The 23855-nt window shown below is 65.4% G+C and carries 23 protein-coding genes; 16 read left to right on the top strand and 7 right to left on the bottom strand.

The features are described 5' to 3' along the window. From AB0O58_RS11785 to AB0O58_RS11775, 3 genes are all read left to right on the top strand, one after another. Positions 1 to 843, top strand: coding sequence for a hypothetical protein (locus AB0O58_RS11785; protein WP_366238208.1), 843 nt, complete (start codon positions 1 to 3; stop codon positions 841 to 843). Positions 844 to 978: 135 nt separating this feature from the next. Then, positions 979 to 1557, top strand: coding sequence for a sigma-70 family RNA polymerase sigma factor (locus tag AB0O58_RS11780; protein WP_027496363.1), 579 nt, complete (start codon positions 979 to 981; stop codon positions 1555 to 1557). After that, positions 1550 to 2566 (top strand): anti-sigma-D factor RsdA, encoded by a 1017-nt coding sequence (locus tag AB0O58_RS11775; protein ID WP_045841989.1) that lies wholly within the window; start codon positions 1550 to 1552, stop codon positions 2564 to 2566. The genes AB0O58_RS11780 and AB0O58_RS11775 overlap by 8 nt, the downstream gene beginning before the upstream one ends. 89 nt (positions 2567 to 2655) lie before the next feature. On the opposite strand, the gene AB0O58_RS11770 is transcribed toward AB0O58_RS11775, so the two are convergent. Next, positions 2656 to 3060 carry a DUF5319 domain-containing protein gene (locus tag AB0O58_RS11770; protein ID WP_027496364.1) on the bottom strand — a complete coding sequence of 135 codons (405 nt, stop codon included), beginning with the start codon at positions 3058 to 3060 and terminating at the stop codon, positions 2656 to 2658. A 299-nt stretch (positions 3061 to 3359) separates the two neighbouring features. Here AB0O58_RS11770 and guaB point away from each other — a divergent pair, with 299 nt between their 5' ends. The 4 genes from guaB to guaA all read left to right on the top strand — a co-directional run bounded on the left by guaB (position 3360) and on the right by guaA (position 9660). Next, the gene (guaB, locus tag AB0O58_RS11765) at positions 3360 to 4883 is read left to right on the top strand and encodes an IMP dehydrogenase (RefSeq protein ID WP_032365609.1); all 1524 of its coding nucleotides are present in this window, start codon (positions 3360 to 3362) and stop codon (positions 4881 to 4883) included. A gap of 54 nt (positions 4884 to 4937) precedes the next feature. Next, the gene (locus AB0O58_RS11760) at positions 4938 to 6077 is read left to right on the top strand and encodes a GuaB3 family IMP dehydrogenase-related protein (protein WP_027496367.1); all 1140 of its coding nucleotides are present in this window, start codon (positions 4938 to 4940) and stop codon (positions 6075 to 6077) included. 188 nt (positions 6078 to 6265) lie between these two features. Next, complete coding sequence (locus tag AB0O58_RS11755) at positions 6266 to 8020, top strand: GMC family oxidoreductase (RefSeq protein WP_366238207.1); 1755 nt, start codon at positions 6266 to 6268, stop codon at positions 8018 to 8020. A gap of 50 nt (positions 8021 to 8070) precedes the next feature. Then, positions 8071 to 9660 (top strand): glutamine-hydrolyzing GMP synthase, encoded by a 1590-nt coding sequence (gene guaA / locus AB0O58_RS11750; RefSeq protein ID WP_032365606.1) that lies wholly within the window; start codon positions 8071 to 8073, stop codon positions 9658 to 9660. 5 nt (positions 9661 to 9665) lie between these two features. Here the strand turns inward: guaA and AB0O58_RS11745 are convergent, their stop codons facing one another. Together AB0O58_RS11745 and AB0O58_RS11740 are read right to left on the bottom strand one after the other, a co-directional pair. Continuing rightward, the gene (locus tag AB0O58_RS11745) at positions 9666 to 9923 is read right to left on the bottom strand and encodes a hypothetical protein (RefSeq protein WP_027496370.1); all 258 of its coding nucleotides are present in this window, start codon (positions 9921 to 9923) and stop codon (positions 9666 to 9668) included. Further along, on the bottom strand, positions 9920 to 11311 hold the full coding sequence (locus tag AB0O58_RS11740; RefSeq protein ID WP_366238206.1) for a PspC domain-containing protein: 1392 nt from the start codon (positions 11309 to 11311) through the stop codon (positions 9920 to 9922). Before AB0O58_RS11740 ends, AB0O58_RS11745 begins: the two co-directional genes overlap by 4 nt. A gap of 278 nt (positions 11312 to 11589) precedes the next feature. On the opposite strand from AB0O58_RS11740, the gene AB0O58_RS11735 reads away from it, so the two are divergent. Genes AB0O58_RS11735 through AB0O58_RS11725 form a run of 3 tightly spaced genes read left to right on the top strand, consistent with a single transcriptional unit; the run spans position 11590 to position 14542 of the window. Continuing rightward, the gene (locus AB0O58_RS11735) at positions 11590 to 12837 is read left to right on the top strand and encodes a PspC domain-containing protein (protein ID WP_205024643.1); all 1248 of its coding nucleotides are present in this window, start codon (positions 11590 to 11592) and stop codon (positions 12835 to 12837) included. Beyond that, positions 12834 to 13481, top strand: coding sequence for a response regulator transcription factor (locus AB0O58_RS11730; RefSeq protein WP_027496373.1), 648 nt, complete (start codon positions 12834 to 12836; stop codon positions 13479 to 13481). The genes AB0O58_RS11735 and AB0O58_RS11730 overlap by 4 nt, the downstream gene beginning before the upstream one ends. A gap of 53 nt (positions 13482 to 13534) precedes the next feature. Continuing rightward, positions 13535 to 14542, top strand: a complete 1008-nt coding sequence (locus AB0O58_RS11725) for a MerR family transcriptional regulator (protein WP_366238205.1) — start codon at positions 13535 to 13537, stop codon at positions 14540 to 14542. 23 nt (positions 14543 to 14565) lie between these two features. Here AB0O58_RS11725 and AB0O58_RS11720 read toward each other — a convergent pair whose 3' ends face one another. Further along, positions 14566 to 15786, bottom strand: coding sequence for a serine/threonine-protein kinase (locus AB0O58_RS11720; RefSeq protein WP_366238204.1), 1221 nt, complete (start codon positions 15784 to 15786; stop codon positions 14566 to 14568). A 205-nt stretch (positions 15787 to 15991) separates the two neighbouring features. Between AB0O58_RS11720 and AB0O58_RS11715 the strand changes: the two genes are divergently transcribed. The 4 genes from AB0O58_RS11715 to AB0O58_RS11700 are packed head-to-tail and all read left to right on the top strand — an operon-like array spanning position 15992 to position 19712. After that, positions 15992 to 16843, top strand: coding sequence for a hypothetical protein (locus tag AB0O58_RS11715; protein WP_032365600.1), 852 nt, complete (start codon positions 15992 to 15994; stop codon positions 16841 to 16843). After that, positions 16840 to 18414: a DNA polymerase Y family protein gene (locus tag AB0O58_RS11710; protein WP_204846465.1), complete on the top strand. Its 1575-nt coding sequence runs from the start codon at positions 16840 to 16842 to the stop codon at positions 18412 to 18414. The genes AB0O58_RS11715 and AB0O58_RS11710 overlap by 4 nt, the downstream gene beginning before the upstream one ends. A 26-nt stretch (positions 18415 to 18440) precedes the next feature. Next, on the top strand, positions 18441 to 19193 hold the full coding sequence (locus AB0O58_RS11705) for an alpha/beta hydrolase (protein WP_167329919.1): 753 nt from the start codon (positions 18441 to 18443) through the stop codon (positions 19191 to 19193). A gap of 9 nt (positions 19194 to 19202) precedes the next feature. Beyond that, positions 19203 to 19712: a hypothetical protein gene (locus AB0O58_RS11700; protein WP_283542205.1), complete on the top strand. Its 510-nt coding sequence runs from the start codon at positions 19203 to 19205 to the stop codon at positions 19710 to 19712. Between the two features lie 12 nt (positions 19713 to 19724). On the opposite strand, the gene AB0O58_RS11695 is transcribed toward AB0O58_RS11700, so the two are convergent. Beyond that, on the bottom strand, positions 19725 to 19913 hold the full coding sequence (locus AB0O58_RS11695) for an isoprenylcysteine carboxylmethyltransferase family protein (RefSeq protein ID WP_155288656.1): 189 nt from the start codon (positions 19911 to 19913) through the stop codon (positions 19725 to 19727). 26 nt (positions 19914 to 19939) lie between these two features. Further along, positions 19940 to 20899 (bottom strand): helix-turn-helix domain-containing protein, encoded by a 960-nt coding sequence (locus tag AB0O58_RS11690; RefSeq protein WP_363797595.1) that lies wholly within the window; start codon positions 20897 to 20899, stop codon positions 19940 to 19942. Positions 20900 to 20954: 55 nt separating this feature from the next. On the opposite strand from AB0O58_RS11690, the gene AB0O58_RS11685 reads away from it, so the two are divergent. Together AB0O58_RS11685 and AB0O58_RS11680 are read left to right on the top strand one after the other, a co-directional pair. After that, positions 20955 to 21431, top strand: coding sequence for a class I SAM-dependent methyltransferase (locus tag AB0O58_RS11685; protein WP_283542202.1), 477 nt, complete (start codon positions 20955 to 20957; stop codon positions 21429 to 21431). Further along, the gene (locus AB0O58_RS11680) at positions 21431 to 21718 is read left to right on the top strand and encodes a hypothetical protein (protein ID WP_283542201.1); all 288 of its coding nucleotides are present in this window, start codon (positions 21431 to 21433) and stop codon (positions 21716 to 21718) included. Before AB0O58_RS11685 ends, AB0O58_RS11680 begins: the two co-directional genes overlap by 1 nt. Before the next feature lie 8 nt (positions 21719 to 21726). Here the strand turns inward: AB0O58_RS11680 and AB0O58_RS11675 are convergent, their stop codons facing one another. Beyond that, positions 21727 to 23727 (bottom strand): SDR family oxidoreductase, encoded by a 2001-nt coding sequence (locus tag AB0O58_RS11675; protein WP_283542200.1) that lies wholly within the window; start codon positions 23725 to 23727, stop codon positions 21727 to 21729. Positions 23728 to 23855 lie beyond the last annotated feature (128 nt).

Genomic DNA, 23855 nt, shown 5'->3' with positions numbered 1-23855 from the left:
GTGCACAGTGTTTCGAAGTCCTCGCCCGTCACCGGAGAGTCCGACTGCATCGGACTCGAGCTGAAAAAGGCGGCGTTCGGAGCAGACCCCGGTCGAACCGACCTACCGGCGGCCACCGGTGCGCGGCAGAGTTGGTACCGCGGTGTCGCGCTGGCCGGCCAGGGTCGGTACAACGCTGCCCGGGTCGAGCTCCGGCGGTTCCGGCCGACGTCGCCGGCGCTCGAGTCCCTGTACGAGTCGACCAGGGCGTCATGGCTACGCCAGGTCGGTCGGCACCGGCTCGCCCGCGGGTTCGACGGGAGGGCGGTGTTCCTGATCGGGCTCACCGGCGAGGCGCGAACGACGGACGCGGTGGAGGCGCGCAGTGATGCGCTGGTCGGACTGGCGGCGGATGCACTGGGGACCGGCCGATTCGGGTTCGCGGATGCGTTCCTGGCGCGCAACGCAGAGCTGCTCTCGGTGCGTGGCGGGTCGGATCTGTGGCGTCCGGCGCTGCGCGCGCACTGGGTGGCAGCCGAGCTGGCAATGATGCGTGGGGACGGCTCGGGAGCGCTCCGACACGCCGAGTCTGCTCGCGCACTTGCCGACGACACCGATTCGTTACGGCATCGCATCAAAACCGATCTGGTGATGGCCGCTGCCCTGAGCTGCGCCGGTGCGACCGAGCGCGCACGTGCAGGAGCCGTCGACGTGGCCTGCGCTGCGGCGATGCACGGTTTACTGCCCCTGCGCTGGGCCGCGACGATGCTGTGCGAAGGAACCGGGGGAGCGGATCCGAACATGGTTCCGGCGCGCGACCTGGGAGCCGCACTCGAACGACTGGGTGGATCCGCGGTCGGTTGACCTGGACCGTAGCCGCACACGGACCGAGCGGTTCGATTGTGGGCCGTCGGTATCGCTATCCTTGGTTCGTTCCACCACCACGTGGAAGCGCTCCCAGGCGGGTGCGTACCTGTAACGCGGGGAAATTTGTCGACGATGAACAGTGCGGGTGAGGAGTTGGACTCTTTCGTCGTTGCCGCAGCGCAAGGCGATCGACTGGCTCTGTCCCGGGTCTTGGAATTCATCCGACCACTCGTCGTCCGGTATTGCCGGGCTCGAGTCGGTTCGGCTGAGCGTGGTCAGCTTTCGGCCGACGACGTGGCGCAGGAGGTCTGTTTGGCAGTCATGACCGCCTTGCCGCGTTACCAGGATCAAGGTCGTCCGTTCATGGCATTCGTGTACGGCATCGCGGCGCACAAGGTCGCAGATGCTCATCGCAGTGCGTCGCGTAACAAATCGGACCCGGCCGCCGAAGTACCAGATGTCGTGTCGACAGAACACGGTCCGGAGCAGCGAGCTCTGGAATCCGAGTCGAGTCGTCAGATGACTGCACTACTGGACACCTTGCCCGCCAAGCACCGCGAGATTCTGGTGCTCCGACTCATCGTCGGATTGTCGGCCGAGGAGACGGCAGCTGCGGTCGGCAGCACTGCAGGCGCTATCCGCGTGGCTCAGCACCGAGCTATCGCAAAACTGAAGAACGAAGTTGTGAGAGCAGGTGAAATGTATGGCTAGGGACAATGGTCACGGTGGCACCGGTGAGACCCCGCGTCGCGGAATCTCGCGTATCGGAGAGCACGTGACACCCACTGGACCGAAGCAGAACGATCCCTATGCCGACATCGGCGCAGACGGTGGTCCCGTGGACCTCGTCGCCGTTCGTCGTGACGATGCCTTCATCGACGCGATCAGTGGTGACGGACCGATCGCAACCGATGATGCGGACGATTACCAACTCGCGCTCCTGCTCGCCAATTGGCGAGCGGACGTGATCACACCGTCCATGCCGGCCGGTCCTTCTCTCGACACCGTTGTCGCGGCCGTCGAGCGCGAGAAGATGGCTGCCGACATGGCGCGATCCAGCGCTGCGAACCGCGGGGGCCGGATGCGACTGTTGCGTCCTCTCGCCGGTGCCGCCGCCGCGATCGCGGTCGTGATGGGCGGTCTGGTGGTCATCTCGTACAACTCGACGCCCGAGGATCCGCTGTGGAGCGTCAAGTCGGTCGTGTTCTCCGAGCAGGCCGATTCGACTGTCGCGCAGATAGATACGACGTCGAAGCTGCAGGAGGCGGAGAACCTTCTGTCGTCCGGCGATGCCGACGCTGCCCGCGCTCTTCTCGACGGTGCATCGAACCGCAGTTCTGCGGTCATCGACGATGCTCAGCGAGCCGAACTCGACCAGTGGCTGGCCCGTTTGCTGCAGGAGTTGCAGGCCATGACGGTGCCGCCCGTGGTACCTCCGATGGGTGTGGCCCCGGCAGCCCCGTTGTCGGTGCCCAGCCAAGCAACTCTGGTTCCGACGGCTCCGGTGGAGACGGTTGCACCGGAATCCACCGCGGTTCCGAGCACGCCGAATCCGGAAACGACGACACCGGTCAGCCCGCCCGTCACCACGAGTCCGAGTCCGACGACCACCGACGTCACACCGACGGTGCTCGACAACCCGAATCAGCCGACGGCCACTGCCAGTGGCAGTTCGCCCGAGAACGGCGACCGCATGTCGGTTCCGTCCGGCGGAAGCTGAGCGACAGGCCCTGTTCGACGACGCAGACCGTGAACAACGAAGAAGCCCGACACGATGATCGTGTCGGGCTTCTTCGTTTGTCTGGGGTCTCAGCTCTCGAAACCGTCTCCGTGCAGAGCGTCGTTCATGGATGCATCGGCGAAACCACGGCAGTAATCCCACGTGACGTACGCGTCGGGCACCGGGTCGTAGGCCGGCTCGTGCGGGCGCACGGTGCCGTCGACGAGCAGCTGCAGCAGATTCGCACGCAGCATGTCCCAGTCGTGGTAGTGGTCCTGCTGGCAGTCCTCGCAGCACACGACGAGTCCACGGATACCGCGGTGGCCGAGGAGTGCCTCGTAGACAGCGAGGTCCGCCAAGTCTTCTTCTACGGCCAGCCGTTCTTGGGGATCGAGAGGCTGGCCGGGCTCGATTGCATCGAGGGCGGCCGACGGGTCGGCGGGGTCTCCGGCGAACGGATCCGGGGGTAGACCGGGAGGCAGTTGATCGCGCACGCCTCCACGGTACGCAGAACTGGTGGGTCTGCGCCAGCCGTTCGAGCGCGACATGCCGGACGATCCGTACCGCCGGACCCGTCGGGTCTTCGATTCGGTGCCTCCGAGCGTCCGCAGCGGGAGGCGTGCGCACTGATTGTGCCGCAGGCCGATACCATGGTTCCCGGCGCTGAACAGATGAGTGCAAGTGCCGAAACTCCATCCGTTCTCCAACACCGCACCGCGGTGCGCCTGCGAGCTCTCACCGGCCGCATGCCGCGCCCACGATGCAACCAGGCTCTAGGGAGGGCCAGATTCGTATGAGTAGTCCCGGAGCCCACGTCCGCACAGGCGGCGACGATCCCAACAAGGTCGCGATGCTCGGCCTCACGTTCGACGACGTCCTGCTGCTGCCGGCCGCTTCGGATCTGATCCCCAGCGCCGTGGACACGTCCAGTCAGATCACCCGCGAGATCAGGCTGCGAGTCCCGCTGGTCAGTTCTGCGATGGATACCGTCACCGAGGCGCGGATGGCCATTGCTATGGCACGTGCAGGCGGCATGGGTGTGCTGCACCGCAATCTCTCGCTGCACGATCAGGCGTCTCAGGTCGAGACCGTCAAGCGCTCGGAGGCCGGGATGGTCACCGACCCGGTCACCTGCAAGCCCACCGACTCGCTGGCCGAGGTCGACGCGATGTGTGCGCGCTTCCGTATCTCGGGGCTCCCGGTCACCGACGAGACCGGTGCGCTGGTCGGCATCATCACCAACCGCGACATGCGGTTCGAGGTGGATCAGAACCGTCGCGTCGCCGACGTCATGACGAAGGCACCGTTGATCACCGCGCAGGAGGGGGTCACCGCCGAAGCGGCCCTCGGCCTGCTGCGTCGCCACAAGATCGAGAAGCTACCGATCGTCGACGGCAAAGGCGCACTCACCGGCCTGATCACGGTGAAGGACTTCGTCAAGACCGAGCAGCACCCCGACGCCACCAAGGACCGTGACGGTCGTCTGCTGGTCGGAGCAGCAGTGGGCGTCGGGCAGGATGCCTGGGCCAGGTCGATGGCACTGACCGATGCCGGCGTCGACGTCATCATCGTCGACACCGCGCACGGCCACAATTCTCAGGTGCTCGAGATGGTCAGCAAGCTCAAAGCAGAGGTGGGCGAGCGCGTTCAGGTCGTCGGCGGAAACGTCGCCACCCGCGCGGGCGCACTCGCCCTCGTCGAGGCCGGTGCCGATGCGGTGAAGGTGGGCGTCGGACCCGGATCGATCTGCACCACCCGCGTGGTCGCCGGCGTCGGCGCTCCGCAGATCACCGCCATCCTCGAAGCCGTGGCCGCGTGCAAGCCGCACGGTGTGCCGGTCATCGCCGACGGCGGTATGCAGTTCTCCGGTGACATCGCCAAGGCACTCGCTGCAGGCGCGTCGACCGCGATGCTCGGATCGTTGCTGGCCGGCACCGCCGAGTCTCCGGGGGAGCTGATCCTGGTCGGTGGCAAGCAGTTCAAGAGCTACCGCGGCATGGGCTCGCTCGGTGCGATGCAGGGACGCGGGGGAGCGAAGTCGTTCTCGAAGGACCGCTACTTCCAGGACGACGTGCTGGCCGAGGACAAGCTGGTTCCCGAGGGGATCGAGGGACGCGTCCCGTACCGGGGTCCGTTGAACCAGGTCATCCACCAGCTCACCGGTGGGTTGCGCGCTGCCATGGGGTACACCGGGTCGACGTCCATCGAGCACCTGCAGCAGGCTCAGTTCGTGCAGATCACCGCGGCCGGTCTCAAGGAGAGCCACCCGCACGACATCACGATGACCGCTGAGGCTCCGAACTACACCACCCGATAGTCGTGTCGGCCCGTGTGGCCGATCGATTCGCTCTCGAAGTAGAAAGGTGCGCGCGTGCGCGACCTCGTTGAAATCGGCATGGGCAGAGAAGCCCGCCGCACCTACCAGCTGGACGACGTCGATATCGTGCCGTCTCGGCGCACCCGGTCGTCCAAGGAGGTGTCGACTGCCTGGCAGCTCGATGCCTACCGGTTCGACATCCCGGTGCTCGCCCATCCGACCGATGCGTTGGTCTCGCCTGCGTTCGCCATCGAGCTCGGTAAGCAAGGCGGGCTCGGGGTGATCAACGGCGAAGGGCTGTGGGCGCGGCACGCCGACGTGCAGGCCAAGCTCGATCAGTTGATCCACATCGCCGAGACCGATCTCGATCCCGACGCGCCGATCGCATTCCTGCAGGAACTGCACGCTGCGCCGTTGCAGCCCGATCTGTTGGCCGCCGCAGTGGGCCAGGTGCGTGATGCAGGCGTCACTGTCGCTGTACGAGTGAGCCCGCAGAACGCCCGTGCTCTGACGCCTGCGCTGATCGCATCGGGTCTGGATCTGCTGGTCATCCAGGGCACGATCATCTCCGCCGAGCACGTTGCGCACGGCGACGACGAGCCGCTCAACCTCAAGACGTTCATCGCAGAGCTCGACGTCCCCGTCATCGCCGGCGGCGTCAGCGATCACCGGACCGCGTTGCACCTGATGCGCACGGGTGCGGCCGGCGTCATCGTGGGCTACGGCTCCGTCGAAGGCGGCACCACCACCGGTGAAGTTCTCGGCATCGGTGTTCCGATGGCCACTGCGATCGCCGACGCGGCGGCCGCACGTCGGGACTACCTGGACGAAACCGGTGGACGCTACGTGCACGTCATCGCCGACGGTGACATCACCACGTCCGGCGCACTGGCGAAAGCCATCGCCTGCGGCGCAGATGCTGCGGTGCTCGGTGCGCCGTTGGCCGTGGCCGCCGAGGCTCCCGGTGGCGGCTGGTACTGGCCGTCCGCCGCGGCGCATCCGTCGATGCCGCGTGGCGCGTTGCTGCCGATGTCCGCGGGGGAGCGTCCGAGCCTCGATCAGGTGCTGCACGGACCGTCGCGTGAGTCGTACGGCTCGATCAATCTGGTGGGTGGGCTGCGTCGCTCGATGGCGAAGTCGGGCTACTCCGATCTGAAGGAATTTCAGAAGGTGGGCCTGAACGTTCGGGCCTGACAGAACCCCCATACGACAGGGCGCGCACTCGATCTCCGGGTGCGCGCCCTGTGTCGTTCGTCGGGCATGTCCCGGTAAGCCGACCCTCGGTTGGTGATACCTTCCGTAACAGCTAGAATCGCTTGTGGCGGTAGTCACACAGCGATGTGCATACTGTTCGACAGGTAACGGACGTAGCGGAGGTCACCATGGGTTCAGCTGGACGCGCAACGGATTACGACGTTCTCATCGTCGGTTCGGGCTTCGGTGGAAGCGTCACCGCGCTTCGGCTGGTGGAGAAGGGATACCGCGTCGGAATCCTGGAAGCCGGGCAGCGATTCGAGGACAAGGACTTCGCCAAGAACAGCTGGGATCTCAAGCGCTTCCTGTGGGCACCCAAGCTGGGTCTCTACGGCATCCAGCGGGTGCATCTGCTGCGCGACTGCCTGATCCTCGCCGGTGCAGGGGTCGGCGGCGGATCGCTGAACTACGCGAACACGCTGTACAAGCCGCAGGCACCGTTCTTCGAGGACAAGCAGTGGGCGCACATCACCGACTGGAGCAGTGAGCTCTCCCCGTTCTACGACCAGGCCACCCGCATGTTGGGTGTCGTGCGTAACCCGCACATGACCCCCGTCGACGAGGTGATGAAGTCGGTGGCCGAGGACATGGGCGTTGCCGACACGTTCATTCAGACCCCGGTGGGCGTGTTCTTCGGAGACGAACCCGGTAAGACCGTCCCGGACCCGTACTTCGGTGGTGCCGGCCCCGAGCGCACCGGATGTATCGAATGCGGCGAGTGCATGACCGGTTGCCGCCACGGAGCCAAGAACACCCTGCTGAAGAACTACCTCGGCCTGGCCGAGCGCGCAGGAGCCGAGATCGTGCCGATGACCACGGTCACCGGTCTCGTTCCCCGATCCGACGGCACCTGGGACGTCGACACCGAGCGCACCGGAGCGCGTCTGCGCAAGGGTCGCAAGACGTACAGCGCTGCCAATGTCGTGCTGGCAGCCGGCACGTGGGGCACGCAGAACCTCCTGCACAAGATGAAGGACACGGGCACGTTGCCGCGGTTGTCGGACACTCTCGGTGAGCTGACCCGCACCAACTCGGAGTCGATCGTCGGAGCCGCGAAGTTGGCGGTCGATCCGAACATGGATCTCACCCGCGGCGTCGCCATCACGTCCTCGTTCCACCCCAGCCCCAACACCCATATCGAACCGTGCCGCTACGGCAAGGGCTCCAACGCGATGGGCATGCTGCAGACTTTGATGACCGACGGCGGGGGAAAGATTCCGCGTTGGCTCAAGTTCGTCTTCGCGCTGATCGCGCATCCGATCCAGTTCGTCCGCGTCGTCAACGTCCGGCACTGGAGTGAACGGACCATCATCGCGCTGGTGATGCAGAACCTCGACAACTCGATCACCACGTTCACCAAGCGGGGCCCCTTCGGCCGCAAGATCTCGAGCCGCCAGGGACACGGTCAGCCCAACCCGACATGGATTCCCGAGGGCAACGACGCCACTCGGCGCATCGCGAAGAAGATCGGCGGCGTCGCGGGAGGGACGTGGGGCGAGCTGTTCAACATTCCGCTCACCGCACACTTCCTCGGCGGGTGCGCTATCGCCGAGGACGCCCAGCACGGCGTGATCGACCCGTACCACCGCGTCCACGGCTACCCGACTCTCAGCGTGGTCGACGGTGCGGCAGTCTCGGCCAACCTCGGAGTCAACCCGTCGCTGACCATCAGCGCGCAGGCCGAGCGGTCGGCGGCTCTGTGGCCGAACAAGGGCGAGTCGGACCTGCGTCCGGCGCAGGGCCAGCCCTACCAGCGCCTCGATCCGATCGCTCCGAACTCGCCCGTCGTGCCCGTCGACGCACCCGGCGGCCTGCGGCTGCCGATCGTGCAGATCAGGTCCGGTTCGGCGGCCATGCCCGTCGAACATTCGGGTGTCGCGTGAGCGATTCGGGTGCTGCGAGTACACCGAAGCCGTCCCACTAGACTGACCAGGTGACCGACTCCTCTGCACACGATCCCGCACACGCACGGCCGGTTCTGGTCGTCGATTTCGGAGCCCAGTACGCACAGCTGATCGCCCGCCGGGTGCGTGAGGCCAGCGTGTACTCCGAGGTCATCTCGCACACCGCGACCGCCGAGGAGATCGCCGCCAAGGATCCCGTTGCTCTGGTGCTGTCCGGAGGGCCGTCCAGCGTCTACGCCGAGGGTGCACCCGAACTCGACTCCGCCCTGCTCGAACTGGGCGTCCCGGTCTTCGGTATCTGCTACGGCTTCCAGGCCATGGCGCAGGCGCTCGGCGGAACCGTCGAGCACACCGGAACACGTGAGTACGGGCGTACTCAGCTCAGCGTCGACGGCGGCCGCCTGCACGACGGTCTGCCTTCCACCCAGCCGGTCTGGATGAGTCACGGTGACGCGGTCACCGCTGCTCCCGACGGCTTCACCGTCACCGCGACCAGTGCCGGGGCTCCGGTTGCTGCCTTCGAGAACGAAGAGAAGCGGATGGCGGGTGTGCAATACCACCCCGAGGTACTTCACTCGCCACACGGACAGCAGGTCCTGAGCCGATTCCTGCACGAGACCGCCGGAATCAAGCCGGACTGGACCGCCGCCAACATTGCCGACGCGCTGGTCGACGCCGTCCAGGAACAGGTCGGTCCGACGGGCAAGGCGATCTGCGGCCTGTCCGGTGGTGTCGATTCCGCGGTGGCCGCGGCCTTGGTGCAGCGTGCGATCGGTGATCGGCTCACCTGTGTCTTCGTCGACCACGGCTTGCTACGCGCAGGCGAACGCGAGCAGGTGCAGCAGGACTTCGTAGCCGCGACCGGTGCCAAGCTCGTCACCGTCGATGCCGTCGACACCTTCCTCGGGGCGCTCGAAGGCGTGTCGGACCCCGAGGAGAAGCGCAAGATCATCGGCCGCGAGTTCATTCGCAGTTTCGAGGGTGCCGTTGCCGAAGTGCTGGGCGAGAACGCCGAGCACGGTGATTCTGTCGAGTTCCTGGTGCAGGGCACCCTGTACCCGGACGTCGTGGAGTCCGGTGGCGGTTCGGGTACCGCGAACATCAAGAGCCATCACAACGTCGGCGGTCTGCCCGACGACCTGCAGTTCGCGTTGGTCGAGCCGTTGCGTGCGCTGTTCAAGGACGAGGTGCGCGCCGTCGGACGCGAGCTGGGCCTGCCCGAGGACATCGTCGGCAGACAGCCGTTCCCGGGACCGGGACTGGCCATTCGCATCGTCGGAGAGATCACCGCGGACCGACTGGCCACGTTGCGTCACGCGGATTCCATTGTTCGAGAAGAGCTTACGGTCGCAGGCCTGGATCAGCAGATCTGGCAGTGCCCGGTGGTGCTGTTGGCCGACGTGCGCAGCGTCGGCGTGCAGGGTGACGGTCGGACCTACGGACACCCCATCGTGTTGCGTCCGGTGTCGAGCGAGGATGCGATGACCGCGGACTGGACCCGGTTGCCGTACGACGTGCTGGAAACGATTTCGACTCGGGTGACCAACGAGGTTCCGGAGGTCAACCGAGTCGTACTCGACGTCACGAGCAAGCCGCCGGGCACCATCGAGTGGGAGTAGCGGGTTCAGTGCTTTCTGCTGGGACCCAGCAGTAAGGCCGCACCCACCACTACCGCAGCGATGACGAACACCCAGCGGAACTGAACCTCGGCCAGGGCGGTGACGGCGTCCTGGCCGATCAGCGCGGCGATCGCCACGATCAGCGCGGCGAGTCCGGCGAGGAACAACGGAGCCGACGGGCCCTGCCTGCTCGAACTCTGTGCCGCGGTGTCCGAAGAACTGTCTCCGTGGCCGTATTCGGTGTGAATCCCGTTGTCGCTCATTGCTGCACCACTTTCAGTTCTCCGAATGTCGCATCGCCTTCGATCGTCAAGACCGGCGCGTCGGGTCGTGCGTCCTTTCCGGCGCGGACGCCGGGACCACCGCACTCGGCCGAACCGAATTCGGCGTTGCATTTCGTCTCGATGCTCATCGTGCTCGGTACGGTCACCACAGCACTGCCGAACGTCACATCGATCGTCACCGTCTTGTTCTCGGTGAGCGTCAGGCCGGTGAGGTCGAGGTCCAGTTCACCGAAGCCGACGTCATAGGCGGGGGCAAGTGCGGCGGCGGTGGTCGGGGCAACCCGTTGCGCGCCCGACACACTGTCGTCCAGATTCACCGGCCCGACAACCGATGCCAGGATGACGAACCCGGCCAGCGGCGCGCCGACGACCAACAGGCCGTAGCCCTTTCGGAGAAATGCACCCAGGATCAGACCCACTGCGATGATCGACAACGCGACGGCACCGACGCGGCCCGGAGTGATCCAGTCGGAACCTGTCAGTGCTCCGAGTCCGGTGGTGACGGCAGCGCCGAGCAATGCTAGGCCGAGAAAGCTTGCCGTCCAACGCGATCGACGCTTACGTTCGATCGGTGCCGGTGGGAAGGTGCCGGCCGGTTCGGGGAGGTCCCACGCAAACGGTGCCACTCCCAATGGGTCCCACGTCGGAGGTGTCACGGCCTGGGGTGTGGTCGGAACGGCAGTGGCAGAAGTACTTTCGGCACGTGTGCTCTTGGTGAGGTCGACGGTCGGTGCAGTACCGGATTCCGATACCGGCTTTGTTGTCTGCGGTGTCGGCTCGTAGCTCTTGGGCAGCGTCGTGTACGGGGTGTACTGCTCGTACTGGAACTGCGGCGGCCGGTATTGCGCGGCGGACCACTGCTCCGCGGAGGTGGTGGACGAGCCGAAGGGCATCGGTGCGTACTGCTGCCGGGTGAATTCCGCTGTTCGCAGGTACGGCGGCGGCTCGGGGCAGCGCTGGTGAAGCAACCACAGTCCGCCGAGCATCGCCGCGAGAGAGATCACGCCGGATCCGCCGAGTCCCACACCGGCCGGACCGAGTGTCGACAGTGCGATCACCAACGCGACCGCCACGACGACGGTCTTGGTCGTCGAATCGGAGCTGTGCCCGCGGCCCACCATGGATTCGACCCCCGAGGCGGAGTCGCCGGCGCGGCTGAGGACCAGCCACGCCGCCAGGTACAGCACGATTCCGGTGCCGCCGAAGAGGGTGGACACGACGAATGCGACCCGGATCAGTACGGGGTCGACGTCGTATCGGTAGCCGATACCGGCTGCTACACCCGCCACGTGTCCGCGTTGCGGCAAGCGGTGCGGACGGGTGCGCCACATCTGCTGTAGCTGATCCGAGACGGTCACGTTGTTCATGATGACCATCGTGTCGGCTCGGACCTCGGAACACATCAGGGATTCCCCTGATCTCGTACCCCGGACTTGCACCCGGGTCTGTTGCAAGGGCGAAAGATCAGGGCGAACCCTGATGCGGTACCGCCCTCGGCCGTGCCAGGATCGTGGGCGTGCACCCTGTCGACAATCCAGCCGTTGACGCCGCCGTCGGCGCGTCCGCCGCGCCCGGTGCTGCGCCGTCGACCCGTCCCCTCCCGCCGCACCCTGTCCTTGCGTCGGGTTCGGCTTCTCGTGCAGCGTTGGAACGTTCGGCCCCAGAACCGTATCGACGCCGCGGCGGCGGTCGTATCGTCGGCGGCGTCGCAGGTGGACTCGCCGATCATCTGGGTGTCGACGTGTTCAAGATCCGGGTGGCGTTCGCGTTGCTCGCGGCGTCCGCCGGTGCAGGGATCGTTGCGTACGGCTTGATCTGGATGTTCACCCCGGTCGGTGACGACACGGCACGTCCGAGCGCTACCGAGCGGCAACGAGCATTGGGACTGGCCGCCATCGGCCTCGGACTCGCCGTTGGTCTGGCCTGGTTGCTCAGTGGTACCGCGGCATCGGTCGTCGTGCCGGTCGTCGTGGTCGTCGTCGGTGCTGCCCTGGTGTGGCGAGAATTCGATGCCGAGGGGCCGCGGACGGCGCTGGGGCTGCCCAAGCAACCGACCGTGCTCAGCTGGGCCCGTGTCGTCGGCGGCGCGACGTTGATCGTCCTGGGCCTGGCCGTGGTGGTGTTGGCCCGCGTCGATCTCGCGTCGCTTCGGTCGTCCCTGTTGGCCGTGGTGGTCACCCTCGTCGGTGTCGGTCTGTTGACGGTGCCGATCTGGTTGCGGACCTGGCGTGCGCTCGGGGCCGAGCGATCGGCGCGTATCCGAAACGACGAACGTGAAGAGATTGCGTCGCATCTGCACGATTCGGTGCTGCAGACGTTGGCGCTCATTCAGAAGCAGGCGGATCGGCCGCAGGAGGTCATGCGGCTGGCGCGTGGGCAGGAGCGAGAACTGCGCAAGTGGTTGTTCGACGGCGGCGACACCGACAATTCGAGCTTGGCCGATGCGCTCAAGACCATCTCCGGCGAGGTCGAGGATCAACATGGCGTGACGGTCCGTCCCATCACGGTCGGGGACGTGCACCTGTTGCCGGACGACGTCGAATCGGGGCTGTCGCGAGAGAGCTTCACTGCGCTGCTGGGGGCCACTCGTGAAGCTCTGGTCAACGCGGCCAAACATTCCGGTGAGACCAACATCGATCTGTTCGCCGAAACCGAACCCGAGCAGGTCAGTGTGTTCGTCCGCGATCGCGGTACGGGCTTCGACGAGTCCGCGGTGCCCGAGGACCGACAGGGACTGGCCAAGTCCATCCGTGGACGAATCGAACGCCGCGGCGGTTCCGTCCAGGTGCGGTCCACAGTCGGTAAGGGAACCGAAGTACGAATCTTCATGCCACGCAACGGCGGGGCAGTGACCACCGAATCCGAATCCAACCATCAGGAGCAGCCGACGTGACCGACCCTTTCCGCGTTTTTCTGGTCGACGACCACGCGGTGTTTCGCTCGGGAGTACGCGCCGAGCTGGGCCGTGAGGCGGACATCGACGTCGTCGGGGAAGCAGGCGGAGTCGCCGAGGCGGTGTCGGGGATCGATTCCACCAAGCCCGACGTGGTGCTCCTGGACGTGCACATGCCCGACGGTGGTGGAGTGGCCGTGCTCAACCGAATCGCCGAGGGCCCGGTGTGCTTGGCGCTCAGCGTGTCCGACGCAGCGGAGGACGTCATCGCCGTCATCCGGGCCGGCGCGAGGGGGTATGTCACCAAGACCATCTCCGGCTCGGAACTGGCCGATTCCGTCCGACGCGTAGCCGGGGGAGACGCGGTGTTCAGCCCGCGTCTGGCCGGCTTCGTCCTCGACTCGTTCACCGGCCGCAGCGCAGCTCCCGAGCCGCCGTTGGATCCGGAATTGGATTCTTTGACGCCCCGTGAACTCGAAGTGCTGAGGTTGCTGGCGCGCGGCTACACGTATCGCGAGATCGCCGAGGATCTGTTCATCTCGGTCAAAACCGTCGAAACGCACGCGTCCAATGTTCTTCGGAAGACCCAACAATCGAACAGGAATGCACTGACGCGGTGGGCGCACAAGCGTCGAATCGATTAGGCCGTCTGCGTTGGGCTTGACCTTCGACCGACGCGAAGCTTCAGGATTTCGGCATGACTGATTCGGACGAAGAATTCCTGACCATCGGTGTGTTCGCGCGCGAGAGCGGGCTGACCCCCAGCGCCCTGCGGTTCTACGACGACTGCGGGTTGCTGGCCCCGGCGTCCATCGATGCACAATCGGGCTATCGCTACTACACCCGCGCACAATCGAAGCGGGCGAACATCATTCGCCAGCTGCGCGAGATCGGGTTGCCACTCGACAAGGTTGCCGCTGCCCTCGACGGCGATGGAACTACCGCCATCGAAATCGTGGATCGACACGTCGAAGCTCTGGCTGCACAGGCGCGGGCGGCAGCCGAGGCAGCAGTGTCGATTCGCCGGTTGTTCGACGAAAAATACTGCACGGCAACGGTATCAGCCGAGGATTTGGCCTCGGCGATGGCGCAGGTTTCGTCGGCGGCCGGGGTGAGCCAAGAATTTCCGGTACTGCAGGGCGTACTGATCGAGGTGGACGGAAGCAGTGTCACCCTCACCGCGACGGATCGGTATCGATTGTCCACGCGCAGTCTCGTCACGCAGTGCTCGCCCGGACTTCCGTGGTCGCGAATTCTGGCCGTCGGATCCCTCGCGGCCGTCCCCGCCTCGGGCACCCTCGTGCTGACGCGAACCGACGAGTCGATGGTGATCGACTCCGACGGTTCTCGGGTGGCGGTGAACACGGTCGACGGTGAATTCCCCGACTGGCGCACGATGATGGACGGTCTGGCTCCGACCGTGACGAGGGTTGTGCTGCAACGAGATTTCGTTCCCGTCGACGGCAGTACCCTGCGCATCGAGGCCGGGCCCGACGGTTTCTCGGTCGATGGTGTTCCGGTTCCTGCACGGGTGACCGGTTCACAGAGTGTGGTGTTCTTCGATGCGGCCGTTCTGCAGGCCGCCGTCGCATCGGCCGTCGGACCGGATCTGATGCTCGATATCGCTGCACCGAATCAACCGATGCTGGTGCGTTCCGCGCTCGACGGCGCTCTGACGACGTTGGTGATGCCGGTTCTCGGCTGATCGGACGGACTGCGCGGGAGTTGTTACAGCAACAGGACGACGGCCAGGATCAGAAGAATCACGATCACGACGAGTCCGGCGAGGATGGCCGTCGCCGGGATGGACGTCCGGTCGCCGATGACGTCCTCGATGCGCATGAGTGCGTCCTGGACGGGGTTCTTTCTCTTCTTCGGCAGGTCGAACGGCGGCGGTGAGTACGAGGAGGGAGTCGGATCCGTTCGGCTCTCTCCCGGTTGCACGGCGGGCAGACCGGCGATGGTGCGTCCGAATTCTCGGGACGGTCGACGAGATTCCGAGACGGGTGTCGACCGTCTCGCCCAGGCGGGGACGACGCCGTCCGCTGAGGTCAGAGGTACTCCGCGCAACTGAGAGATAGTGCCGCGCTTGCTTATTGCGGCAAGAATGATTTCGTCACGGGCCTGCGCCATGGTGGGGCGTCGAGCCGGATCGGGCTCGAGCATGTGCAGTAGTGGGCCGGTGAGGTCTCCGCTGCGAGTGGGAGAGATGATCTGCCCCTTGGCAACTCGGTGCAGGAGCGCAATCGAATCGTGATCGATGCCGAAGGGCGGCGCACCTTCCATTGCGGTGTACAACGTGGCACCGAGGGAGAACACATCGCTGGCCGCAGTGGGGTCCTGGCCGCGGGCGACCTCGGGGGCGAAGTATGCGGGGGTGCCGGTGATGACGCTGTCGTCGGCTTCCTCCACGTCACCCTTGGCTCGGGAGATACCGAAATCGCTGATCTTGACGATGCCCAGATCCTTGCCGCGGTCGGCGATCAGAATGTTGCCCGGCTTGATGTCGCGATGCACGATTCCGGCGTCGTGTGCTTCGGTCAGGGCGTCGGCGATCTGCGCACCGATCTGAGCGACTTCGAACGGTGGTAGTGAGTCGGTGACGCCGAGCGCCTGCGCGAGGCTGCGTGAGGACAGGTATTCCATGATCAACCACGGCTCGCCGTCGACGAGAGCGACGTCGTGCATCGCGATGGCGTGTGGGCTCGACAGGCGGGCCGCGATCCGTCCTTCGCGCATGGCCCGGTTGCGCACGTCCACTGCCTGTTCCGGGGTCAATCGGGTGGTGGAGGTGACCTGTTTGACGGCCACCTGCCGGTGCAGAAGGGTGTCGGTGGCGAGCCAGACCGCGCCCATGCCGCCACCGCCGAGCTTGCCGGCGAGACGGTATCTGCCGGCGAGGAGGTAGTCGGGCCCGACTCCCCGTCGAACACGCTGCTGATCGGTCACGTCCACAGGTTAGTGGACGATGCCGCGGTGTGCCCGCAGCAGCGGTACTACCGCCTCTACCTGGGGCTACGGCATCGCCTTGACGAGTTGCCGTCCGAACGGCTTTACTGGGTGCAGATCGAAATTGTGTTCGAATACGTCACTTCCCGCGTCCGTCGAACACCGGTGTTTCGGCTCGATTTTTCATGCAGTGAAGGGGAGTGACATGTCTGTTTCCGAGGCTGCAGCACAGGCTTCCGTACCGCCGGATGCGCTCGACGGGTTGTCGCTTCCCGAGCGGGTGGCGCTGCTGCGCAGTCGGATGGCTGCCGTACCGTCTCGCGGTGAAACGGCCTCGGTGCGGATCGAGAATTCTGCTCCCGTTCGTCCCCGCCCTACCGACCCCGAATCCGACGCCGTCGACGGCTCGGAGCAGGTGTCGGTACCGACCCGTAGGCGGCCTGTTCTTCCGGTGCCGTCGGCGCTGATGGAGGTTCTTCCGCACGGTGGTCTGGTGCGCGGAACGGTGGCCTCGGTGTCCGGTGCCGGTTCGTTGTTGATCGGGTTGGTGGCCGCGGTGACCGGTGCCGGTGGCCATGTCGCAGTCATAGGCCAGCCCCGCTTCGGGCTGCTGGCTGCGGTGGAGATGGGCGCGCAACTGAGCAAGTTGGCTCTGATTCCCGATCCCGGCCCCGACCCGGTGGAAGTGGCGGCGATCCTGCTCGACGGCGTCGATCTCGTCGTCCTCGGTCTCGGTGGCCTGTCGGTACCACCGACTCGGGCCAGGGCAGTGGTGGCGCGCGCCCGCAGCAAAGGGTCGACGTTGGTGGTGACCGACGGGCACTGGGACGGAGCCGAGCTACGACTCGACGCGTCGGTGCACGGCTACGACGGCCTCGGCACAGGCCGTGAGCTGGGGCGTGGCCGGCTGCGCGGGGTTCGATTGTCGGTGTGCGCGCGGGGTAAAGCGATGCGTCCTCGTACGGTTCGATTCGACTTGCGTGCGGAGAACGGCCGCATCGAATGGCACGCCGAACAGCAGGAGTCGAATCCGTTGTCGATCGCGGTCTCGACATGAGTACCGGCCAGTCCAACCGTGTTCTGGCGCTGTGGTGTCCCGACTGGCCTGCCGTCGCCGCAGCAGCTCAGGCCGATCTACCGGCGACGCATCCGGTGGTCGTCACGTCGGCCAACCGGGTCGTCGCCTGCTCGGCCACGGCACGGGCGTCGGGCATCAAGCGTGGCCTACGTCGCCGGGAGGCGCAGGCGCGGTGCCCCGACGTGCATGTGGCCGTTGCCGATACCGATCGTGATGCACGCCTGTTCGAGCCCGTGGTCTCGGCTGTCGCGGCCATCGCCCCCGGCGTCGAAGTGCTGCGGCCGGGCCTGTTGGTTCTTGCAGCGCGTGGTGTCGGACGGTACTTCGGTACCGAGCATCGCGCCGCGGAGCGGTTGATCGACGAAGCGTCGGCTGCCGGTGTCGAATGTCAGATCGGGATTGCCGACGAGTTGTCCACCGCAGTCGTCGCCGCGCGGTACGCACAGGTGGTGCCGCGCGGCGGTGGTGCCGGGTTTCTTTCGCCGTTACCGATCGCCGAACTCTCGGCGGAGCCCAGTATGGCCGCGGCCGATCGTGGTGAACTCGTGGATCTGTTGCACCGCTTGGGTTTACGCAGAATCGGGGACTTCGCTGCCCTGTCTCCGTCGGATGTGGCATCGCGATTCGGTACCGATGCCGTACTGGCGCATCGCAGTGCCCGCGGTGAGCCCGAAAGGCCGCCGTCTGCCCGTGCTCTGCCTCCCGACCTGGATGTGGAGTATCTGTGCGATCCGCCGATCGATCGGGTAGATGCAGCCGCGTTCGCCGGGCGCGCATTGGCCGAACAGCTACACACCAAGCTCGCCGCGGCTGCTGTTGCGTGCACTCGGTTGCTGGTGCACGCCAGTACCGGCAACGGTGAGAATCTGTCGCGAATCTGGCGGTGCGCCGAGCCGTTGACGCCGGAGGGCACGGCCGATCGCGTGCGGTGGCAACTCGACGGCTGGATCACCGGACGCAGCGAGAACAAGCCGACGTCGGCGATCACCGTCCTGCGCCTCGAGCCGATCGAAGTGGTGGCAGCAGGGGAGTTGCAGCTGGGTTTGTGGGGCAGTGTCGGTGACGAGGACGACAGGGCGCGTCGGGCGTTGGTACGCGTTCAGGGTCTGCTCGGTGGCGAATCGGTGTTCGGGGGTGTTCTCAGCGGTGGACGCGGGCCGGCCGAGCGGATCACGTTGCGTCCACTGGGAGACGAGCTGGTGCCGCTGTCCGATCCATCGGCCCCGTGGCCGGGCCGACTACCCGAGCCGGCACCGGCAGCGGTGATCGAGACACGCCCGGCAGTGACGCTGATGAATCGAGCGGGTTCGGGAATCGGCGTCACCGACCGCGGTGTGTTCGATGCGCCGCCCAAGAGATTGCGGTGGGGGACCAAGGAATGGGAGTTGACGGGCCTGGCCGGGCCGTGGCCCGTCGACGAACGGTGGTGGGACAGCGGGCAAGGATCGACGGGGCCGACGGCGCGGGCACAGGTGGTACTCGACGACGAGAGGGCGTTGCTGCTGGTGTTCGACGACGGTCTGTGGCGGGTGGAAGGAATCTACGAGTAGGAACCGCTACCGTCGGGGAAATGCAGATGATGTCCGAGACGGTCGACCTCGATGGCGTCGACATCGCGTATCGCTCGTTCGCGCCGCAGGAACACACGAGTGCGGCGCCGGTGATGCTGGTGCACGGCATGGGCGGAGACAGCGGAACCTGGGATCGCTTCGCTCGGGCTCTGACCGCGCACGGTCGCCGGGTGATCACCGTCGACCTCCGAGGGCACGGCAAGAGTGCCCACACGCCCACGTACGAGTTCGACATGTTCGGCGGTGATCTCCTCGCCCTGATCGATCACCTCGGGCTCACCGAAGTCGATCTCGTCGGGCATTCACTCGGTGGATACGCGGTCTCGCTCGTGGCGCAGCGTCGTCCGTCTCTCGTTCGCCGTCTGGTTCTCGAAGAACTTCCGATACCGATCAGGCCGGGGGACGCCCCGCCGACCCTGACCGGTCGGATGCCGTCGGTCACCGAACTCTGGCATGCGGCGACCAGCGTTGTTCTGCATCCCCGTGCGGTACTCGCGTTCGATCGATCGATGACCGCCACTGCTCTCGAGCAGTTCCGTCGGCCGAACCCGCGGTGGTGGGAGTCGTTGGCCGACATCACTGCTCCGACGTTGGTACTTCGTGGAGGTCCGGGCGGCATGGTCGATCCGGTTCGGCTCGACGCGATGGTGGCGAGCATTCCGAACTGTCGAGTGGAGGCATTCAGGACCGGACACAGCATCCACCGCGATGGCTACTCAGCCTTCGAAGCGGTAGTTCGTCCATTTCTGGCGCAGTAATCTGCTCTCATGTCGCTGACTGTGCTGGATCGGAAGCTACTGGGATGGTCGGCGTTGTTCGTCGTCTCCCAGGCCAATATCGCCCGGTTGCTCGGGCCCGCGGCACCGAAAGTGCTTGCCGTGCAGACGGCCTGGTCCGAACAGCGGTACCGGCAGATTCTGGCGAGCATGGACGAGACGGAAATCGCCCGCTTCCGCAGTCATTATCTGCCCGACTTCGTCCACCCGGCCATCTATGCCATCGCACTGCGTGCGGGTGCGAGGAGTTTGGCTGCGAAGACTTCGCTGAGCCCTGCAGTAACGGCGGCATTGGCCGTCGCTCCGGTGGCCTCCGCTGCCGGTGACTACATCGAAAACGTCGTCGGGCTGATACTGGTGGACAACCGAGAACAGATCTCCGACACCGTTGTCCGCGCCACCACCGTGGTCAGCACCGTCAAATGGATACTGGCCATCGGCTCATTGACATACCTGAGTCAGGGATTTCTGCGAGTGTGGGCAAGAGCTCTGTTGCGCTGAGGAAAAACCAGGCTAGAAAACGAAGGGCACCAATCGTTTCGAGCGTGCCATGTAGTCGGCGTACGCGTCTCCCAATCCCTCGAGCATGGCCTTCTCCTCCGATGGGATTCTGCGTACGTATCCTCCGGCCAGAAATGCCACCATGGCGGGGGAACCGCCCACTCCATGGTCGAGTGTTGCTATGTCAGCGCGGTGAATCACCGACTGACAGCGTGAAGGTGGGCGGTCTATCGACTCCGCCCGAGCAACTCTTCCCCCAGCGATGTGCGTACGTACAACACCGATCGTCCCTGTCTGACGCGTCGCACCACCGCTGCTTCGCGCAGAACGCGAAGATGCTGGCTCGCTGCGCTGGGTGAGACGGCCAGTGCCGCAGCGAGTTCCCCGGTGGTGGTGGGCGCATCGAGCAGCGTGAGAATCGTTGCACGTTGGGTGCCGAGAAGATTGGTCAGCGCCCGGTTCGGAGCTGTCCGCCCCATGTCCCACACTGCGCCTCGCCCGCGGGCCGGATACACCAGGGAGGGAGCTCGCGTCGGGCTCGTCTGCGTGATCGCGCCGTGCACGAACACCGACGGAATGAGAGGAGGTCCACGTCCGTCGACGTCGACCCACACCTGGTCCTCTAGCCTGTCGACCCACAGCACGCCATCGTCCCATCGGACACGAGAATCGAGATGCTCGAACATCTTTCGTGCCCCGAAGTGCGAAAGCTGTTGCGCGCGGTAGTCCAGATCGCCATCCAAAACTGCTCGGATCCTGGACCAGTCGGGTTCGAGGCACGTTGCCCAGTAGTACGAGAGCGCATGGACTGCACGGGTACGCACCGCTCGGGCCGGACCGACGAGGACCGCAGGAATGTCAGCGGAGAAAGCGGCCGCGATATCGCGTCGCATCTCGGTTGCCGGTGTTGCCCCGACAACAGCGATCTCGTCGTCGAAAGCCGGCGACTGAGTGGGCGGTCGGGGTGCGAGGAAATCCGGGATTCTCCCATCGGGAGAGACCAGCGCCGTCAGCATCTCGGTGTCACACTGCTGCCATGCCGATCGGACGCGTCGTCGCCAGGGCTCGTGCAGTGGGTGCCGGTTCGGAGCGGTCCATGTGCGCAGGCTCAGGACCGTCTCGAACAGAGGCGAGACGGTCAGTGACGTGTCCGCCAAGTCGGCGGCCCGAAGATGCATAGCCAACATGTAGCCCCACACTAAATGGTGGACGCCCTCGGTGTGGCTCGCTGTACTCGTTCACATGCCTATCGACTTTCGTGATCCGCGCAACAACAACACCTACTCGAACCGTGAGGCCGACTCCTCTTGGATCGACGCCGTCGTCCGTATCGTCGATCCGGTCGGAGCGCACGTGGTCGATCTCGGGTGCGGCGGCGGAACCTATGCGCGGGCCTGGCGTTCGATGGGGGCGCGTGTGGCGGCGATCGATTCGAGTCCGCCGATACTCGAATCGGCCCGACGCTCGTCGCCCGAAGATATCGAATTCGTCTGCGCTGGTGCCGAGCACACCGGCTTGCCCGACGGACAAGCCGACATCGTGTTCGCTCGCGCCCTCGTTCACCATCTGCCCGACGCCTACACAGTGGCGCTCGAGTCTGCTCGGCTTCTACGACCGGGTGGGACGGTGATCATCCAGGACCGCACGGCCGAGGACGCCGGGCTGTCCGGCTCTGCAACCAACCCGCGCGGCTATTTTTCGACGCCTTTCCACGGCTGATGGACATCGAACTTCGACGACGGCATGGCGTCGACGATGTCCGTGACGCGTTGTCCCGAGCTGGATTCGTCGATGTCGCTACGCAGCAATTCTGGGAAACCCGTCGCCGCTACTCCGGCCTTGACGAATACCTCGACGAAATCGCGGGCAGAACAGGCCGCTCGATCCTGCACGAACTCTCCGACGTCGAACTTACGGAGTTGGTCGAGCATCTGAGGGCTCGCCTGGCCGAAGGTGAGTTGATCGAACGCGATCGCTGGACCCTGTGGACTGCCGTGGCCCCCTGACGTGCACGTCACCAACTGGTGCCGGGTACCAACCTGCCGATGCGGCGGACGACCTTGCCGATACGCGCGCTGGGGGTCGACGGGTCGTACGGCCGAACCCGATAGAGCACTTTCCCGTCCTCGACGGGTACCGGCGTTTCGCCCTTGGCGGCGGCCGACTCGGCGAATTTTCGGTAGTGCTGATGCATCGTGCGATCTTTGCCTTTGGGGCTGAAGATGGCCCCGAACTGTCCGAGTGTTCCCAGTGGGGTGTCGATTCGCTTCGGCTTGTCGCTCAATGCGCGGATGACGATCGCGGCTGCCTTCTCCGGTGAGAAGACAGTGCCGACGTTCTTGTCGCCCGTCGGGGTGATCATCGGGGTGTCCACCAGCGGCATGTGAATGGTCGTGTAGGTGATTCCATCCGAGAGCGTCTCTGCTGCAGCAACATCGGTGAAACCGTCGAGTGCTGCCTTGCTCGCCACGTACGCCGAGAACCGAGGAGGGTGCCCCAGCACTGCAGCGCTGGAAATGTTGACCACATGCCCGAAGCTGCGTTCGCGCATGTGCGGCAGTAGCGCCAACACCACACGAATCGCTCCGAAGTAGTTGACGGCCATGGTGCGTTCGTAGTCGTGCAGTCGGTCGGTGGAACGGTAGAGCGCGCGGCGAATGGATCGGCCCGCGCTGTTGACGAGCATGTCCACGTGCCCGTGGTCGTGCAGTATCGCTTTCACTGTTCGTTCGACCGACTCGCTGTCGGTGACATCGCACGAATACCCATGAGCGACATGGCCGTCGGCGCGAATCTGCTCGACGACCTCGTCCAACTGATCTTGGCCGCGCGCGAGCACGATGACCACCGCTCCTTTTCGCGCTGCGGCCTCGGCGCTGGCCCTGCCGATACCGGAGGACCCGCCGGTGATGACGATGTGACGTCCGAACAGCGGACCGCGTGGGTCGTCTCGGCGGTTGCGCTTGGGGTCGAGATTCTCGATCCAGTATTGCCACAGGCGGTCGGCGTACGTCCGCAGCGGCGGCGGTGCGATGGAGCTGCCCTGCAATGCTTTCTGTGTCGTTGCGGACTCGAAGACGGTCGGCAGAGTCAGATGATCGAGCATCACCGGCGGCACGCCCAGATCGCGAAGCGCAGCGTTGCGTTGTTTCCGAACCGCTGCGGATGTGGGTGACACCACGGGGGCAACCAGCTTCCCTGGGATGTCGACGATTCTGGCGCGGGATCCGGCAGCCGAAGAGAATGCGGAGTACACCTCGGCCATCGACTGAGGCTCCGGATTCACCAGGTGAAAAACGCTGCCGGACGGGGTGTCTCGGTGAACCAGTTCCACAATGGCGTCCGCGACGTAGTCGACCGGAACCAGGTTGGTGTGTCCGATCTTGGGTACCGTGATCGGCAGGACCGCAGGCAGTTTCGCCAGCTCGGCGAACAGTGGAAAAAAGTAGTACGGGCCATCGATCTTGTCTGTCGCGCCGGTCTCGGAGTGCCCGACCACGGCAGCAGGGCGGTACACCCGCCAGTCGGCGGAGCTGCCGCGAACCAGTTTCTCGGACTCGAACTTGGTGCGGTGATACGCCGTCGGAAAGTTCTGCCCCTTGTCGAAATCGTTCTCGGAGAACGTCCCTCGGTAGTCACCTGCCACTGCGATCGACGAGATGTGGTGCAGACGAGCGCCGGTCCTTTTCGCCAGTTCGATCACCGACGCCGTTCCGGCGACATTGGTCGGGGTTTGCTCGTCTCCCGCCGTGAGGTCGTAGACGGCACCGAGATGCAGAATGTGATCGACGTCGGCCGGAACGTCTTTCAGACCGAGCCCGGGTTCGACGAGATCGCCGATCAGTGGGCGGATTCTGTCGCCGCCGTCCAGAGCGTCGGCCAGCTTCTCGAGTCGAGCGACCGATTGCGGTCGAACGAGTACATGGACGAGGGCGTCCGCATCACGTCCGAGAAGTCGGGGCAGCACGTTCTTACCCAGAAACCCGGTACCGCCGGTCACGATGTAGCTCGCCATGCGAGGCGACCTTACTCCTCGGTAAGTTTGACGGCTAGTTGTAATGAGCAGGGACGTTGTGGACGGCGTGGCAGCGACAGATAGGTGAGGACCTCCGGTATCGGTGTGGTTACCACAACTGCACCGAC

Source organism: Rhodococcus sp. NPDC080181, from assembly GCF_040702225.1.
GTDB lineage: Bacteria > Actinomycetota > Actinomycetes > Mycobacteriales > Mycobacteriaceae > Rhodococcoides > Rhodococcoides fascians.
Note: the sequence above shows the minus strand (reverse complement) of the source record. Positions and strands in the feature narration are given on the sequence as shown.